Annotated in this window: 13 protein-coding genes; 7 read left to right on the top strand and 6 right to left on the bottom strand. The window is 57.7% G+C overall.

Annotated features, from left to right (window positions below; translation table 11 throughout):
* Positions 1-13: 13 nt before the first annotated feature.
* The 3 genes from OHL19_RS10120 to OHL19_RS10110 are packed head-to-tail and all read left to right on the top strand — an operon-like array spanning position 14 to position 3,945.
* Positions 14-1,459, top strand: a complete 1,446-nt coding sequence (locus OHL19_RS10120) for a sigma-54-dependent transcriptional regulator (RefSeq protein WP_317890561.1) — start codon at positions 14-16, stop codon at positions 1,457-1,459.
* A 3-nt stretch (positions 1,460-1,462) separates the two neighbouring features.
* Positions 1,463-3,367 carry a sensor histidine kinase gene (locus OHL19_RS10115; protein ID WP_263357540.1) on the top strand — a complete coding sequence of 635 codons (1,905 nt, stop codon included), beginning with the start codon at positions 1,463-1,465 and terminating at the stop codon, positions 3,365-3,367.
* Positions 3,364-3,945, top strand: coding sequence for a flagellar protein FliS (locus OHL19_RS10110; RefSeq protein ID WP_263357539.1), 582 nt, complete (start codon positions 3,364-3,366; stop codon positions 3,943-3,945). The genes OHL19_RS10115 and OHL19_RS10110 overlap by 4 nt, the downstream gene beginning before the upstream one ends.
* Positions 3,946-4,068: 123 nt before the next feature.
* Here OHL19_RS10110 and OHL19_RS10105 read toward each other — a convergent pair whose 3' ends face one another.
* From OHL19_RS10105 to OHL19_RS10095, 3 genes are all read right to left on the bottom strand, one after another.
* Positions 4,069-5,643: a S10 family peptidase gene (locus OHL19_RS10105; RefSeq protein WP_263357538.1), complete on the bottom strand. Its 1,575-nt coding sequence runs from the start codon at positions 5,641-5,643 to the stop codon at positions 4,069-4,071.
* A 174-nt stretch (positions 5,644-5,817) separates the two neighbouring features.
* Positions 5,818-6,729 (bottom strand): NAD(+)/NADH kinase, encoded by a 912-nt coding sequence (locus OHL19_RS10100; protein ID WP_263357537.1) that lies wholly within the window; start codon positions 6,727-6,729, stop codon positions 5,818-5,820.
* 42 nt (positions 6,730-6,771) lie between these two features.
* Positions 6,772-7,557 carry a TlyA family RNA methyltransferase gene (locus OHL19_RS10095; RefSeq protein ID WP_263357536.1) on the bottom strand — a complete coding sequence of 262 codons (786 nt, stop codon included), beginning with the start codon at positions 7,555-7,557 and terminating at the stop codon, positions 6,772-6,774.
* Between the two features lie 186 nt (positions 7,558-7,743).
* Between OHL19_RS10095 and OHL19_RS10090 the strand changes: the two genes are divergently transcribed.
* Positions 7,744-8,271 carry a sigma-70 family RNA polymerase sigma factor gene (locus OHL19_RS10090; protein ID WP_263357535.1) on the top strand — a complete coding sequence of 176 codons (528 nt, stop codon included), beginning with the start codon at positions 7,744-7,746 and terminating at the stop codon, positions 8,269-8,271.
* Positions 8,268-9,086, top strand: coding sequence for an anti-sigma factor (locus OHL19_RS10085; protein WP_263357534.1), 819 nt, complete (start codon positions 8,268-8,270; stop codon positions 9,084-9,086). The genes OHL19_RS10090 and OHL19_RS10085 overlap by 4 nt, the downstream gene beginning before the upstream one ends.
* A 190-nt stretch (positions 9,087-9,276) precedes the next feature.
* On the opposite strand, the gene OHL19_RS10080 is transcribed toward OHL19_RS10085, so the two are convergent.
* A complete protein-coding gene (locus OHL19_RS10080) occupies positions 9,277-10,866 on the bottom strand; it encodes a YncE family protein (RefSeq protein ID WP_263357533.1) in 1,590 nt (529 codons plus the stop codon).
* Positions 10,867-10,989: 123 nt separating this feature from the next.
* Between OHL19_RS10080 and OHL19_RS10075 the strand changes: the two genes are divergently transcribed.
* Positions 10,990-11,907 carry a DUF92 domain-containing protein gene (locus OHL19_RS10075; RefSeq protein ID WP_263357532.1) on the top strand — a complete coding sequence of 306 codons (918 nt, stop codon included), beginning with the start codon at positions 10,990-10,992 and terminating at the stop codon, positions 11,905-11,907.
* 21 nt (positions 11,908-11,928) lie between these two features.
* Here the strand turns inward: OHL19_RS10075 and OHL19_RS10070 are convergent, their stop codons facing one another.
* Positions 11,929-14,406 carry a serine/threonine-protein kinase gene (locus tag OHL19_RS10070; protein ID WP_263357531.1) on the bottom strand — a complete coding sequence of 826 codons (2,478 nt, stop codon included), beginning with the start codon at positions 14,404-14,406 and terminating at the stop codon, positions 11,929-11,931.
* Between the two features lie 168 nt (positions 14,407-14,574).
* On the bottom strand, positions 14,575-15,603 hold the full coding sequence (locus OHL19_RS10065) for an alpha/beta fold hydrolase (RefSeq protein ID WP_263357530.1): 1,029 nt from the start codon (positions 15,601-15,603) through the stop codon (positions 14,575-14,577).
* A 438-nt stretch (positions 15,604-16,041) separates the two neighbouring features.
* Between OHL19_RS10065 and OHL19_RS10060 the strand changes: the two genes are divergently transcribed.
* Entirely contained in the window at positions 16,042-17,538 is a 1,497-nt protein-coding gene (locus tag OHL19_RS10060) for a retropepsin-like aspartic protease (RefSeq protein ID WP_263357529.1), read from the top strand.
* Position 17,539: the final 1 nt, after the last annotated feature.

Genomic DNA, 17,539 nt, shown 5'->3' with positions numbered 1-17,539 from the left:
GTCTACGGACTGTTTGAAATCCCAGGTTCTTGTTTTTGAGCAGTTTGGCGGATACGGGAAAGCGATGCAGACACCTACCAAAGTTCTGATTGTGGAAGACGAGGTTCATGCCCTGATGGGCCTGGCGGAGCTGATTTCCGGCTGGGGCTATCGGACGGAGACCGCGCGCGATGGCGTCGAAGGTTATGAAAAGGTCCTGGCATGGGACCCGGCCATTGTCGTCACCGACCTCAAAATGCCGCGTATGGATGGCATTGGGCTGCTGACGAAGCTGACCGACTCCGGCAACAGCAATCTGGCTGTTGTGGTGCTGACAGCACAGGGTTCGGTTGAGCTGGCCGTGGACGCCATGAAGCTGGGTGCTTACGACTTCATCTCGAAGCCGGTGGATGCGACGCGGCTGAAGACCATCCTGGCCAACGCGGTGCGGCAACGCAATACCGAGCTGGAGCTGGAGGTTACGCGGCGGCAACTGCGGCAGAGCGGAGTGCTGGGCGCACTGGTCGGTCACTCCAAACCGATGCAGGAAGTGTTTGGGCTGATCGAGCGGATTGCGCCTTCCAACGTCTCCGTGCTGATCACCGGCGAAAGTGGCACGGGCAAAGAGCTGGTGGCGCGGACGCTGCATGATCTGAGCGATCGCAAGGATCGCCCATTCGTGGCGGTGAACTGCGCGGCGATTCCTGAGACGCTGATGGAGAGCGAAATCTTCGGCCACGAAAAAGGCTCGTTTACCGGAGCGATGGAGCGCCGGGCGGGCTGCTTTGAGTTGGCGGAAGAAGGCACATTGCTACTGGATGAACTGGGCGAAATGCCTATCGGCACGCAGGCCAAGCTGCTCCGCGTACTGGAAGAACGCAAGCTGCGGCGGCTGGGAGCGCGTAACGAGCAGGATGTGGATGTTCGCGTGCTGGCTGCCACCAATCGCAATCCCGAGGAGGCTGTTGCCGCGGGGCAACTGCGTTCGGACTTGTTTTATCGGCTGAATGTGTTTCATATTCATATGCCGCCGTTGCGGGAGCATCGCGAGGATATTCCCGACATGGTCGAAGCGATGCTGGAGGAGATGAACCAGAAGCATGGGCGGCGCGTGGTTGGGGTTTCAGCGGCGGTACAGGAGCGATTGCAGCAGCATGAGTGGCCGGGCAATGCGCGCGAGCTGCGCAACCTGATGGAGCGCGCGGTGATTCTTTCGTCCGATGCGGGAATGGTGGAGATCGCTCATCTGCCGCCTGGCTTTGGCAAGGTTTTCGTTCCGCCTGCTCCTGCTGCGGACGGAAATTCGGTACAGGTACGCGTTGGAGCGACGGTGGGCGAAGCAGAGAAACTATTAATTCTGCGTACGCTGGAACATACCGGGCAAAATAAGACGCGGGCTGCCGAGATTCTCGGTGTAAGTTTGAAGACACTACACAACAAGCTCAAGGAATACGAATACCAACGGGAAAGCGCAAGCTAGCGAATGAGCCTTAAAACTAAACTCGTTCTGGCAATTACCAGCTTGGTGTTTTTAATCACGGCCGTACTTTCCCTGGTGTATGTCAGCCGACTGCTTGAGGCGGCGGTACAACAGTCGTATGACACGAATGTTCTGGTCGCGCAGCAGGTTCGCTACGCATTGCAACTGGCGCTTGAAACGGGACTGAAGGATCAGAAAGTCGATCCGAACGACCCGGTGCAATTACGCAACCTGGCGGCAATGGCGGTGAGAGATAACACGGCTTTGATGGCGCTCGTGAACTCGGCAATACGCTATTCGCCGACGGTGTATGACATCAGCATCAGCGACCGGCAAAATCGGGCTTTGCTGACCACGGGACCGGGCGGCGACGATCAATTGCTCCCGACACGGCCGAACTATCAACGGCTGCAGGACAGCAATCCTGTAGAGCTGCTGGAGACGATCTTCGGCAAGCCCAAGGTGTATGACGTTACAGTGCCGCTGGACCGCAACGGCGAGCCGTTTGCCACGGTTCGGGTCGGCGTGCGCACCACGTTTCTGCTGGAGCACTATTGGCCGTGGCTGAAGACAGCGCTGGCACTGATGGGTTTCGCCCTGGGAACGGCGCTGCTGGTGGCATTCCTGCTCGCCAACCTGGCCTTGCAGCCGATGGAAGAGCTGAACCTGCAACTGGATTACTGGACTCCTTCGGCGGAAGAGCAGAGCTCCGACGGCGAGGAACCGGAGACAACCGATACGGTGCTGCGTGTCTCCAACAAGATCGAGCGAATCGGTCAGCGCATGCGCAACGTGGAAGAGGTTTTCTCGGCACTCAAGGAGAATCTCGACCAGGTGCTGGGTAATCTGCAGGATGGCATCGTGCTGTTTACCGGGGATGGGCGCGTGGTGCTGGTTTCCAACTCGGTTGGACGCTTTCTGCACATGGATCGGAACGACCTGCTGGGGCAGCATGCGCGAGATATTTTTGACCGGAGCACGGTGCTAAGCACGACGATACGCGATGCCTGGGATGCCGGCGTAACGCTGGTGCAGGAAGAGATCAGGACCGAGGCCGGCAACCGGATCGAGGTATCGCTGGACTTCATTCACGACGATGGTTTGCGGCAGGGATTGGGCGCCCTGCTGACCCTGCATGATCAGGAGTCGATGGAAGTAATCGAGAGCGAATTTGAGCTTTCACGGCGCATGGCGGCAATTGGGCGTCTTACGTCGGGCGTGGGGCATGAGGTGAAAAACCCGATCAATGCCATTGTGGTTCACCTGGAGCTGTTGAAGACCAAACTGGGCGATACGGCGACTCCGGCAACGCGCCACCTTGACATTATTGATTCCGAAATTCATCGACTGGACCGTGTTGTGCAAACGCTGGTGGACTTTTCTCGTCCAGTAGAAGTGCGCCTGATCGAGTACGACCTGCGCAACGTGGTGTCGGACGTGGTGACGCTGGCTGCGGCTGAACTATCGACCAGGCAGGTGAGGCTGACCTGCAAGCTTCCCGAATTCCCGATGGTTGCCAAGGTGGACGTTGATCTGCTGAAACAGGCCGTGCTGAATGTGGTGCAGAACGGCGGCCAAGCGATGCCTTACGGCGGCAAATTAGAGGTTTTGCTGGTTGAAGATGGCAAATCGGCAGTGATCAAAGTGCTGGATGAAGGCGAAGGTATCTCCGAGGAGCTTCGCGAGAAAATCTTCGATTTGTATTTCACCACGAAGAAAGATGGCAGCGGCATAGGGCTGGCAATGACTTATCGCATTCTCCAGTTGCATCATGGCAGTATCGACGTACAATCAGAACTAGGTCGTGGCTCGGAATTCCAACTGCGAATTCCCCTCTCTGCCACGGACCGGGGACGGCGGCATCCTCAGCCGACGGTTTTAGAAAGCGTAAAGGGGTTGGAAGGATGAGTTTTACGGCCAAGTATGCCGTGGGGTTGTTGCTGCCTGTTTTATTGATGGGCTGCGATCAAAAAGTAAAACAGACGCCGCCACAGGCGCTAGCTCCACCAATTGTCGATGCACCACCGCAGCAGCCAGTAGCCGTATCTACGGCAGATCTACCGGCGCCTGTCGTGGGCGATGTTCCGCCTGCACCTTCAACGACAGCCAATTCGACGCCTCCACCTCCGCCGCCAAAGAAGAAAGTACCTCGTCCCAAGAAGCCTGTGACTCCTGCGACGAACTCTGGAGCGAACCCTGCAGCAAATCAGGAAGCTGCCAATCCTGGGGCTGCTGTGAGCGCGATCGGCCAGCTCTCCGGCGGGGACTCCGGCGATCTGCGAGCGCAGACGGAAAACTCCATCAGCGGCACGGAAAAAGGCTTGAACGGAATTTCCCGAACTCTGAGCGATTCGGAAACCAAGACCGCTGCCCAGATTCGTGAATTTCTCAAGCAGGCACGGGAAGCGTTAAAGACCGGCGATGTCGATGGCGCACATACTCTGGCATTGAAGGCCAGGGTCTTGTTGACCGAGTTGAATCAGTAGAGCTAATCGGTAAAACTGAATCCGCAGAGCAGGAGAAAGCCCCGGTTTCGATGTATGGGAAATACATCGAAACCGGGGCTTTCTGTTTTTATTTCTGATTGTTCCCGTTACTTTGCGCTGTGGTTATTTGGCGCTGTCGTAGAACTTCCCAAGATCCTGCCGGAAGGCTTTGAGCGCGTCTACATTGAGATAAACCATGTGGCCCGAGGGATAGTAGCCGAACTGGACATTGTTGCGCAGTTTGGCGTCTGTTCCCATGTGCGACAGCTCCCACTCAGTTGAGTAGAAGGGCGTGGCCAGATCGTAGAGGCCGTTCGCGGAGAAGACCTTGAGATAGGGATTCTTGCGAATGGTATCGCCCAGGTCTCCTGCGACGTAGGGCATGGTCTGCTGGCCGAAACCACGGCCACCGGAGGCAGGACGATGATGCTCATCCCACTGCTGGTTCACGCCTGGTCCGCTGTTGTTGTAGGTCTCTGGATTGCTGTACTTCAGCTCCTTCTCAAGGTAGTCGTGGAAAGAGTCGATGTAAGCTCCGGAGATGCCTGTATCGGAGGGATCGAAGCCGGGAAATTCGCCAGCCGCATCCGCGTCAGGACCTTCGAAGCGTCCGTCGTAACGTCCCAGAACTTTGTTCTGATCGCGCAGCAGTTCCTTGCGGAAACGCGTGGGCGAGATGCGCAGATTCGCGTCCTTCACATACTTGACACTGAGGCCGGTGAAGCGGCTGAGATCGGCTGCGACCTTATCCTCTTCTGCGGGGCTGATGGTGTTGCCTGCGAAGAGCGCTGCGGCATAAGGTCCGCTTGCGAATTCGCGCGCCTGCTGGACGAAGGTGAGAATGTCGGCTGGCTTGTCGGCAACCTTGTTGTGGTAGTACGCGATGGCGGCAAAGGTCGGCAGGTCGGTGATGTATTCGTTGTCGAGACCAGCGGCGTGTGCGTTATAGTTGAGGATTGACGAGAGCAGGATGACGCCGTTCAACTGCACGCCTTCTTCATTGAGCGTTGCGGAGAGACCAGCCGAACGCGTGGTTCCGTAGGACTCGCCGAAGAGGAATTTCGGTGAGTTCCAGCGGTGGTTCACCGTGATGTAGCGAATGATGAATTTGGTGAACGCGGTCAGATCCTGATCCACGCCGGCCACATCCTTCACAGTTCCCTTTCCGACCGGGCGCGAGTAGCCGGTGGCGGGTGCGTCGATGAAGACGAGATCGGTCTTATCGAGCAGGCTGTACTCGTTAGGCACCACCTGGAACGGCGGATTGTGAGTAGCCTCGGGGCTCTGTGAAAGCACGCGCACCGGGCCGACAGACCCCATCTCAAGCCAGATCGTCGCGGAGCCAGGACCGCCGTTGTAGAGGAAGGTTACGGGGCGCGTTTTGGCGTCCGCTCCATCCGCGGTATAGGCCACGTAGAAGATGCTGTGGTATGGCTTCTCGTTCTGATCGTGATCTTCTTTGCTGATCAGCAAATTGCCAACGGTAGCCGTGTAGTGAATGGTCTGGCCGCCAATGGTCTGCTGATGCTGGGTGATCGCGGTCGTCTCCTGCGGAATGGGAATGTCCTTTGAAGGCTCTTCTTTCGTCTCGGTTGTTGCACGCCGCTCCGGACCCTGGGCAAAGGATGGAATCGCAAATGAGAGCGACAATATGGAGACTGCCGTAACGAGAGTTGTTCTGTTCCAGAGATGGGACAAGGTGGGATTCTCCCTGAGATTTTCTAAATTTTAGAATTTGGCTTCCCAACTGAGACTTGCGGATCTGTGGCGTACGCAGTTGCCTGCTTGAGAATCCATTTCAGAAAAGAAAACCGGATGTTGGCGAGTTTAGCATGGCAGGCTGCGGACCAAGGCGGCCGCAGCAGGCGAGTGCTACCGCTCGCCCCATTTGAGTTTGCTGCGCAGAGCCTCAAAGAAGCCATTGCCTCCGAGACGAACCAGCTTTACGGTGAACTCGGAGCGGTGACAGCGAAGCTCGTCCCCGACGCGAAGATCGACTGCCTGCTGACCATCTACCGTAAGCACGGTCTGGTTGGGAAGTCCGCCTTTGGGCCCCTCGATGCGCAGGGTGAGCGTGGCGGTGGAAGGCACAACCATTGGCCGCAGTGTAAGCAGATGCGGGCAGATGGGCGTGATGACGTGGGCATCTACGCCGGGAACCAGGATCGGGCCGTTGGCTGCCAGCGTATACGCTGTCGATCCGGTAGGGGTGGCAACGATGACGCCGTCGGCGCGGAAGCGCGCGGCCAGCATGCCATCGAGCTCAACGGCGAAGTCGCCCATGCGAGCAATCGCGCCCTTGGAGAGCACAACATCGTTCACAGCCTCGAAGCTGGTAATGCATTGCTCATCGCGCCACAGCTCGGCGTGCAGCATGGTGCGCTCGTCGATGGTGCAGCAGTTATCACACCAGCCCTCCAGCGTGGGATAGAGGCTGGAGAGGCGAACCTCGGTGAGGAAGCCGAGAGAGCCGAGGTTGACGCTGAGGATCGGTGTATCCGTACGAGCAAAAATACGCCCCACCGCTAACAACGTGCCATCGCCGCCGAGAACAACGACCAGCGATGGACGAGCCTGCGGGAGATCCGGGCGATCCAGGACTGCGATGCCGGATTTTTCAATACGGGATATACCCTGGGAGGCTTCAGCCCCGACCAGGTAGGAGGCGCTTTCGCGATCCAGAACTGGTTCAAAATTATGTTCACGGAGCCATACGACGAGTTCTGGAAGCAGCCGCGCGAGCTCCTCTTTAAGAGGCTTGGAAACAATAGCGATTCGGTTCATCTGGACACCTTCAGTGTACCCCAGCTACTGAAACAGAGGTTCTCAATGTGAACCGGGCGAAACTGCCCCGAGCAGCGCATGCAGAAGGAATTCATGATTGCCTTCCATACCGGTAATAGGAGATGGGATCACCTCGATCGAATGCGCACCGAGCCCGGTCAGGCATTGCGCCACGCGATCAATCGCAATCTGGTGCGCCAGCGGGTCGCGGACGATGCCGCCCTTGCCCACATGTTCGCGCCCTGCCTCAAACTGCGGCTTGACCAGCACAACCGCCTCGGTGAGGCTTGTGGCGGCCGCGCGAACGGCAGGAAGAACGAGGCTTGCGGCGATAAAGGAAACATCCATGACCAGCAACGTCAGAGCGGGCGGAGTCGCATCGAGCAAGCCGGGAGCGAGCAGACGCGCATTGGTGCGCTCGTAGAGTTTCACACGGGCATCCTGGCGCAGGCTCATGGCAATCTGACCGTAACCGGTGTCGACGCAGGAGACGTGGCTGGCGCCGTGCTGCAAAAGGCAGTCGGTGAATCCGCCGGTCGATGTGCCGATGTCGAGGCAGGCGCGGCCATCGACAGGAATAGTCCAGTGCGCCAGGGCTGCTTCCAGCTTGAGGCCGCCACGGCTGACATAACGCTGGTCCTTGCCGTCGATCTGGCCAAGGATGCGAATTGGCACATCGTCGGCGAAAGCGGTGCCGGGTTTATCGACTTTTTGTTCGGATACCAGCACTCGTCCAGCCAGAATGAGGGCGCGGGCTCGTTCCCGACTTGGAACAAGTCCTTTCTGGACCATCAGGGTATCGATTCGTATTCGTGCTGAAGTGATCATCCTTCTGAATCTATTATGCTTCTAATTGACTGTGCGAGTTGTCACGCGCTCGCTGAAACAGTAGTCTTGTCTTTCTGTTAATTCTTCAGAAATTCAGAAGTACGGCACGATGCAATCCAAACTACGGTCTGCCTCGTTCTATTCACAGAGATCAGGCAGGCAACAGCGGTAGAAGAAACGGAAGCCATGCAAATGGAAGACGCCGAGTTGCTGGAAGCGGTTGCCAGGCAGGATCAAGCTGCAATGGCAACGCTTTTTGACCGATATTCGCGGTTGGTCTATTCAATAGCCCTGCGAGTATTGCGAGAACCTGCGCTTGCGGAGGACGTCATGCAGGAAGTGCTGCTACAGGTTTGGAGACAACCCGGAGGGTTTGTATCCCAACGCGGCAGCCTCGGGGCATGGCTGGCAGTCGTAGCCCGCAACCGGTCGATTGATGTGATTCGGCGAAGGTCGCATATGCAGCCGTTGGAGGACATGGTCCTTCCCGAGCCGAGAAATTTACAGCGGGCGGTGGAAGAGAATCATCTGATGGATCAGGTGCGTGGTGTCGTTGAGGCATTGCCCAGCGAACAACAGACTTCCCTGCAGATGGCGTATTTTGAAGGTTTGACACACACAGAGATTTCAGAGCGGACGGGAACTCCGCTCGGCACGGTAAAAACGCGCATTCGCACCGCTTTGATGACGGTGAGAAAGGCGCTGGAAGCATGAGCATGCAAGATGCAGTCCACATTCCGGAAGACGATCTCATCCAGTACGCCTTGGGTACGCTGCCGGAGGTTCAACTAGGCAACCTGACAGCGCATATTTCCCTGTGCAACCAGTGCCGCGACGAATTGGCCCGGATTCAGGTGGAATTGGCCAGCTACGCGACGGTGATTCCCCAGGAAGCTGTGCCAGCCGGAGCACGCGAGCGCTTCCTCAAGAAGCTGAATACCGATACTACCGAATCAAAGTTTACGCAGATGCGGAACAACAACCGCATGTTCATCGCAACCAAGTCTTTGCACGAATGGCTGCAGACTCCCATGCCTCTCCGGATTCTCTCCGGGGCGCTGGCTGCCGCGCTGTTGTTCGTTGCCTACGATGATGTCACTCACATGCGCCAGATTCGTCAGCTCATGCCTGCGATGGCACGTGCCGAGTCTCAAAACAGCGAGCTGGCTGAATTGAAGGAATTCCTGCATGGAAATGGCGCGCAACACGTGTCGCTGTCTCCTAAGCCCGTGGCTCAAAAAATGCCGGAAGGTCATGTTCTGTATGCCGCGGTTTCCGGCAAGCTGGTGTTTACCGCAGCTAACCTGCTTCCCATTCCTGCGGGCAAGACATACGAGTTGTGGCTGATTCCTGCGAATGGCACTCCCCCGATTCCGGCAGGCTTGTTCAAGCCGGACTTGCAGGGCGATGCGGCAGTGATCTTCCCATCCCTCCCAACCCAGATGCAGGCAAGCGCCTTTGGAGTGACAATCGAAAACGAAGGCGGAGCAACGACGCCAACAGCCCCGATAGTCCTGAGCGGGCAGTAAGGCAAAGGCTGGCAGCCAGCCCTAAGTCGTCAAGGCTGGAGCATTTTTCCTATCGGTATATTCTTCGAACAGGAAACGCGATCACAATGCAAAGGGCCAGTCTTCTGAGAAGACTGGCCCTTTGCATTGTGGCTCATTGTTGAACCGGTTGCGCTGAACTGGTTTCGCTGAACCGGTTTTAGCTTCAGAACTACGGCAATTGCAGCAACTGGCAATCCGCAACCGAGGTAGGAGTGAGCTCCGTTGGAGGCAGGAAGCAGGGCTGACCTGCGCCCGGCAGGCGGCTCACGGTATTCGTATTGGCCGAACTCGCGTCAGGCGAAGTTGTGCGAACGTCGATAGCGTTTCCCTGCACCAGGATGGAGGTGCTGATAATGTCCTGATCGGTACGGATGATCGTGACGTCAGGGCTGTCAGGAGAAGCCACGTAGACTTTGCCGAAGAGCGAGTTTTCCGTAGAGACGACGGTACGAGGATGACCGGTGACTGGTAAGGTCTTCTCGATCGTATGGCTGTTCATATTGACGATGGTGACGGAGCCGGCATCGGATCCATTCACGGCATCGCCGGACTGGTTGGCGACATACGCACGCGAGCCATCGGCTAGCACGGTGACTGCGGCAGGATTGTTGCCCACGGCCACGGTGAAGGTGGTGCCAAAGGTCGGGCTGTCGTTGCCAAACTCATCCAGGCTTACGTCGATGATGCTGATGGTGTTGCCATCATAGTTGGAGACGACCAACTGGCCGGTGGCCTGGTTGTACTCGGCGTAGACCGGACCGGCAACAGCAGGAAAGCCGGTGGTTCCGTTCGGCGGCAGGACGCAGGTTGCTGCCGTCGGGGTTGGGCAGATAGCGTTGACTGCTGTCGTGGACAGAGGCAGTACAGGATGGCATTTAAAGGGCTGGCCATTCTGGTTGACGCTGTTTGCGGGGCACTGATCAGGCGCATTGTTCTGGCTATTGATCACTGTGATCGTATCGCTGCCGCGGTTCAGAACGAAGACGCGCTTCGTATCCGGTGTGCCGACTGCGTATACGGGGCAAACTCCCAGCGGAATCTGCGACGAGACGGTATAGGTCAGGGTCTCGATACCATCGGCCGTGCCGGTCTGTGTGACGCCGGTGGGATTGGTATTGCAGGCGATTCCGTAAGGAATATTCTGGCTGATGGTGTAGTAACGCGTAGCGCTGGAGACACCGACCATGGTGACAGGCGTCTGATCAACCGGGACAGTCAGCTTGAAAGCGTCCGGGCTGCCGGTGAGCACATCCAGTTGCGATTTGCCGGTAACGGGATCGGTCGTGGTATCCAGAGCGTACAGACCCAGCGAACTGTTGAAGAGTCCAACAACCGGATCGGCGCCGTTGAACTGGCTCAGAGTACTGTAAGTCACCAGCTTGGGCTGCAGGTTGGTAGAGACTGGAATGTTGGAGACAGTGCCGTCTCCATTGAGCGTCCAGGCTTCCGATCCACCGCCATTGAGGGCAAAGGTCACCGGGTTGGGACCAATCTGCGCACTGGCCATAATCGTGTCACCGGAGTAATCGATTACCGTGCCGACGCCTTGCGGAACTGGCGTCTGGGCGGTGGGCAATGGCGTGGAGATCACAAAGGCAAACGATGCAGGCTGCGATGCCGGCCCGGTAGGGGTAATCGGCGTCGTGGTGGGGCGGGGAGTGCTGCCGCATCCTGCGAGAGCTGCAATGGTTGCAAATGCCAGTGTTCCCTGGGCCAGACGCCGATGCGCCGGGATAAAGCTTTGGAAGAATTCAATCATTCAGTCAATGTCCTGCTTACTGGTCGATTGTAAATCACAGGTATGACGGTTGGACGCATTGGACAGGCGTTGGTTGGTAGTCTTGTGTAAAGCAGGACTTGGACCAGATCGAAGGGGAGACGTGTGGGAAATCTTGAGTCACAACATTCGCTGAATTGGCAGTCCAAAATAATCCTGCTGCTGGTGGTGCCCTGGACAGCGATCAGCGCCCTGCTGGACAGTCTTTGGTGGTCGAACCAAGTGCCTGTCGTAGCCTGGACGACCCTGGGAATCTGCAGTGTTTTTGGCCTGGTCGTATGGCGGCTGAGGGCAGGCACCGCGGCTGCGGCTGCGACAGGGGCAACCCTTGCGGCAAGCCTGATGTATTCGACTACGAACTACCCGTATTCGAGCAGTTGGCTCCACGGCGGTCTACTGCCGGTGCTGGCCGTATTTTTGATTGCGTATGCGGCAACCAAAATCGGGCGATCCAAAAAAGAGAAGCTCGGCACCAGCGAAGAAAAACACGGGCGAAATTCCGCACAGGTGGCAGCAAATCTCGGGGCAGCGGCTTTGCTGGCTCATCCCACGTTATCCGCATTGTTCCTGGGCACGCTGGGATCGGCTCAGCATGGTCCATCGCTGGCGCTCACGCTCTCGTCCGCGGCACTTGCAGAAGCGGCGGCGGACACGGCTTCCTCTGAAATTGGGCAGGTTTTTGGCGGCCGTCCGCGCATGGTTACATCCCTGCGCGTGGTGGAACCGGGAACCGATGGCGCCATCACGCTGATAGGCACTGCTGCCGGAGTCGTAGCCGCTGCAATCATCGGCGCCGTGTCCGCCCTGGTGCTTGGACCCGTACTCGGAAACGGATGGTCCATTTTCTGGCTGGTGTTTGTTGGCGGAGTCTTCGGTCTGCTATTCGACAGCCTGCTGGGCGCAACGCTCGAACGCGGCCGTTGGCTGAATAACGATGCTGTGAATTTTCTCTCGACCTTGAGTGCGCCGGCTTTTTCCGTGGCGGTGGTGCTGGCGCTCGAACATTTTCAATTCAGGTATTGAAGACTCTGTAGAGCCCGGCCATTATTCGGAATCGTGCGGAACCTGCTCCAGCAGCCGTGTCCAGATCTTCTGATTCTTGCGATACGCTTTTTTCAGATCTTCGAGAATCCGGTCGAAATCCGAGTTGGTACGCAGGTTATTCCATGCAGGATTCTTGGCGAACCAAGGATAGTTTTCGTTCCCCAGGTAAATCGCCCGGCGCAGCCAGTGCAACGCCTCGCTGGAGTCGCCCTCGACAGCGAAATACGAAGCAAGGCGATAGGCCATTTCGCTGTCGGCTTCGGCGGCGGCAAGCGTGTCGTCCTTGAGCAGAGCAGCGCCCCGCGCTCGTTCGCCCACCTGCACGTAGCAAAACGCCAGCGTTGGAACGGCGATGCGCATCGAGTTGTCGTCGTGAATCACAGCTTCAAGAAGCGCAATCGCCTCGTGCAGATTGCCCATGCGCATCTGCTGGTAGCCAGCCGAAGTTCGCAATAGCGGATGCCGCGGCTCAAGCGCCAGACCCTTGGCAAGCTCGTCGCCTGCAACCTCAAGCTGATTTTTGTAGTGATAGACGCGTGCGCGGTGATTATAGAGCAGCGCCGCGTTCGCTGGATTCAGCTTGAGCGCCTGGCTGAACTGGTTCAACGCCTCTTCATACATGCCGTCGATACGCAGCGTAATGCCCGCGACCATGTGCACATTCCAGTCGTTGGCCGCTGAGCTGAGCAGGTTGGCAATGCCGTGACGAGCCGATTCTTTTTCGCCACGCGAGAGCAGCATGTAGATGCGATAAAGATTGGCCTCGGTCGAGCCGGGATCGAGCTTGTAAGCAAGATCAAAGGCGCGGCGAGCTGTCATCACGTGAATCTGGCCGCCGAAGCCGTGGCGCACATATTGCAGTTCGGCAATGCCCAGGCCGGACCAGCCAGCGGCAAACTCCGGATCGCTGGTGGTGATGTTCTCAAATAAAGCATGGGCGCGATCGAGATCCGCACGCGAGCCGGTGCGAGTCATAAAGGAACTGAGCAACGCACGCGCTTGCAGATACTCTTCCGAAACGACATCCGGCAACGAAACATCGCGGGAGACGGACCTGCCATTTTCAGACTGCGGCGAGCGGTTATCGACGCCGCCGATGCCTTGCAGCACGGCGAAAACTTCGTTGGAGATTTCATTCTGCACGGCAATCAGATCGAACGAAGCAACACTGATCGTTCCACCGGAGCGTACGCTTTGCGAAGCCACGTCAAGCAACTGCCAGTTGAGGTCGAAGCCCTGCTCGGAGCGCATGAAATTCCCCGCCAATACATGCGAAACCAGCAGCTTCTGGCCAATATCGAGCGGGTCCATCTGCGCGGTAGGCAGGCTCATCAGGGAGCTGGATGGACGGACAACTATGGATGGAATGCGGGCCAACCGCGCTGCGATCGCATCGGCCAGCGCAAACCCATAGAGCGGCGCAACCTGTGTGGTGCCAAGATTATTGAACGGCAGCACCACGACGGAGTTCTGGCGCGGAGACTCGCTGCTGGACTCGCGAAAGCGCTCGGCAAGCATCGAGAGAAAGCTGGTGGTTCGCTTCTCCGCTTCCGGGCCGCTGGTCACAAGATTGGCCGCAGCGTCGCCGGGAATACCGCCCGTCTCAAGCTGCATCGCTTTCATGATGGTTTTGAGTGCTTCCCTTACCTCGCCGGCCGAGGAGTAACGGACAGCGGGATTCTTTTCCAGGCAAGTCGCGATCACACTCTTCAACTCGATGGAAAGACCGGGAACGATCTCCTCCAGATCGGGCGGATCTGAAAACTGGATCGCGCGAATGACCTGGAAATCTTCTGCATCGGGACGCGCAAACGGGTGCCGTCCAGCCGTGAGTTCGTAGAGCAGGACACCAAGCGCCCAGATATCCGACTGCACGCTCGACTGGCCGGTGACGAATTGCTCCGGGGCCATGTAGCGGATTGTTCCGCCGCGCGCGGTGTAAGTCTCTGCGAGAGAAGTAGTTCGGGGAACAGTTGGTTTGGACGGATCGAAATCCGCCTCTTCCGGATGCAGGCGGCGAGCCAGACCGAAGTCGAGGATCTTGACCAGCCCTCCGTCGGTCAGCATGACATTCTGAGGCTTCAGGTCACGGTGAAAAATACCCAGCGCATGGGCTGCCTGGAGGCCGTCCGCGATCTGAATGCCGACCGAAAGCACGAGCTGCACATTTGCCGGTCCGCGCGCGATCAGCGTATCGACCGACTGGCCGGGAACGAACTGCATTACGATGTACGCTTCTTCGCCGGTTTCGCCTACTTCATAGATAGCGCAGACGTTAGGGTGTTCGATGGCCGATGCCAACCGGGCTTCGCGCAGGACGGTGGTCCGCATCTGCCCCTGCGTAAGCAGCCCGCGGCGCAGAATCTTGAGCACGACCGGACGCGTCAGAAGTGTGTCATTGGCGAGATACACGACGCCGCTCCCGCCCGCACCAAGGCGGCGGAGTATCTCGTAGTGCTCGATCATTCTTCGCTTCATCGTTACTGACAGTGTACCGGGAGAGACATAAGGGAGTTCATAGGGCGGGACAAGAGTCCCGCCTGAAAACAATATGAAACTCGTCAGGACCAAAATGGTCCACAACCAAAATAACCCGAGCCGTCAGTAATGACCCAAGCCGCCGGTCAAAATCAATACGTGGCAGCCTTAGGCAATGACCTCAACCGTCATGGAACTGGTGGCCATCACCATCTCCCGGATGGAGTCGATGACCAGATCCGGCTCATCGAGATGAATCCAATGCTCGCTCTCTGGCGCGATTACCTGCTGAATGTTGTCCCCGATGCAGGCCAGGCATTCATCCGTCAGCGGAGAAGAGGTGATCGGCGTCAACAGCAAAATAGGAATGCCGAAGATGGGTTCGGCGTTTTGCATCTCCCGCACGGTGTCGGGAACAGCCACGATATGGTCTGACATGCCGACGTAGTAGCCAGGACGCGACCAGTGAGCGGCCACGATGGGCCAGACTGCCTCAGGCATCTTGCCAACTTCGCTTTTGATGCGGCCGAGGACATGCATTCCCCCTTTGCCGGCTGCTCCAGCCAGAAAGGTGGACAGGCGCCCGGAACGGCAGAGCAGGGACGTTACAGCGAGCCGGGCCAGGCCCGACCGTGCGATGGGAACCGCATAACCGGAGAGCTTTGCGCCACGATCGAGCAACGCCTGCTTCTCTGGGTTCAACGGAGGCCATTCTTCACAGCGCATGGGATCTACCAGGATGATGCCTGCGACATTTTCCGGATAGAGGAGCGCGTAACGCCGCATGACAAGCCCGCCAAAGGAGTGGCCTACAAGCACGTAGGGCGGCTTGATGCCAGCAGCCTCCAGCATCGCGTTCAGCTCAATCGCAATGTTGCCGGGGGTGCGCACGGTGTTCGATGGGCTGCTCCAGCCAAGACCGCCGCGATCGTAAGAGGCGGTATGGGTGAATTCGGAGACCATATCCTGAATATGGCACCAATTCAGATTGGTCGCGGCTATTCCAGCCTCAAAAAGTACAGTTGGGCCGCCCGAACCTTTTTCGAGCATATAAAGCTTGCAGCCGTTCCCAATACTGATCCATCGGCCAAGACCGGCGTAAAGACGACGATCGCGATGTGCTCCAAACCATTGATAAAGAAACCCTGCAGACGCAAGTGCCGCGGCGCAGCAAATGAGCGAAACGAAAAATACCATATTCCATCCTGGAAACGGGCGGTTTATTACGGGCTGAACTCCCTAAGTTAAGACATGCTGCGTGCTAGTGCTGTCGCCAATGATACAAATATGCCGGGCCGTTCCTGTATTCTCCCCTGTATAAACCTACGGACAAACTTACCCTACTGGGACAACGGCAATCGGACGACCGTATTGTTATGCGTCCTTTTGCGATTCTTTACACTGAATCGGGGAAAGCTCAAGTCTAATCAGCGGCGGTCCACGTGTCTATTCAAATCGGGCAGGAATTTGCGCAGGAGTACCACATCCCGGCAGTACCAAGGAATCGCAACCGATAGAACGAAACTGAATTAAGGGTGGAAGATCTGGTAACTTCGTAGCATGTTTGGTTGTGACTTGGGTAAGTGGGGCAGAGCTATCAGGCAGGTTGGGAGACCCCATGTTGGCGTCGCATGGATGCTGATTTCAAGTCTGGCAGCGGTAACAGCATTGAACGCCCAGGAAACTCTTCCGCAGGACGCTACACCAAAACCCGCATTACCGCAGCCCCAAAAGTCCCAAACGCCGCAAACATTGCCATCGCCTCCTGCACCTCCACAGCAGTCCAGTGCACAGCAGCCCGGCGCCACGCCGGAGGCAGCTCCCGGCGCAGGCGCGCAGGTTCGGACCGGGTCACAATTCGGCCAGGAGCAGAGTACCTTTTCCAGGCTGTTTTCACTGCTGCGAGATCACCAGTTCCCGGACATGGAACAGATGCTCGATGCCCCGGAGAGCAATGACGACGCGGTGCTGCCGCCAAAGCAAAAGCAACTCCTGCGCGGCGTGCTCGCCAATCATGAGAACAAGCCGCTGGAGTCCATCCAGATGCTGGAGCCGCTGCTGGATTCCTTAGTCTCCAGCGGCGATGCGGCTCAGGAAAAAATCGTTCGCAAAGCGCTCGCCGAGGACTATCTACGCACCGGCCAATGGGCCAAGGCATCGCAGGCATACCAGAACTACGACAGCCGTATGGGCGCCAGCCTGACTGCCGATGAGCGGGACGAGATCGAGCTTCCGCTGAAGCTGCTGCCCCTCGCCATTGGCCATCCTGCGATGACGGTCGAACCGGGCGACGCGTTTTCCCTGCCCTATGACCGCGATGCGATCGGGCTGACGGATATCCCGGTTTTTGTCGACGCGCAATCGCATGACTGGATGCTCGACCCGACCGCTCCTTTTAATCTCATCTGCCGTTCCACGGCAAGAGAAGTCGGGCTTAAAATATCCGAGCAGTCAGCGACGGTGCACACCATCACGGGCCGGGCGATGGTGGTTCACGCAACGGTGATTCCACGCTTCACGCTGGGGACGGTTACCTTTCGCAACATGACTGCCTTTGTCTTTGACGATGCGGATTATGCCTTTCCACAATCGCATTACGAGGTGCGCGGCGTGCTGGGCTATCCCGCGATCTCCGCGCTGGGGAGCCTGAAGATCACCGCCGACGCCAAGATCGAGGTACAGCCGGGCGAAAAAGGCGAGCGTCTCACCAGCGGCGCACGCTTCTTTCTGGACGGCGACCAGATCCTCGCAGCACTCGGCAAGCCCGGCGAAGAGCGCATGTACGCGATTGACGCCAGTGGGCAGCAGACCTATCTCACATCCCGCTACTATGCCGAGCATGAAGACGAGTTTGCAGACAAGAAGATGCAGTTGCTCAGCATGCCCGGATCGCAGCATAAGCCTCCCGCGCCGGCGTATGTCTCCGAATCGGTGCGCCTTCTGGTAGGAGAGACTCCGGCGAGCTTCCACTTCATGCAGGTGCTCACGGAACCGCTTGGCTCAAGCGCAGTCGATGATACCTATGGCACCCTGGGTATGGATGCCCTGGACGAGTTGAAGAGTTATACCTTCGACTACCGCACCATGCACTTCGGAGTTACAACCGAAGAGACCGGACGCACCCGCTATTAGA

Origin of the sequence: Acidicapsa ligni, assembly GCF_025685655.1 — a bacterium.
Lineage (GTDB): Bacteria > Acidobacteriota > Terriglobia > Terriglobales > Acidobacteriaceae > Acidicapsa > Acidicapsa ligni.
The sequence above is the reverse complement of the archived record's forward strand: the minus strand, read 5'-3'. Positions and strand labels throughout refer to the sequence as shown.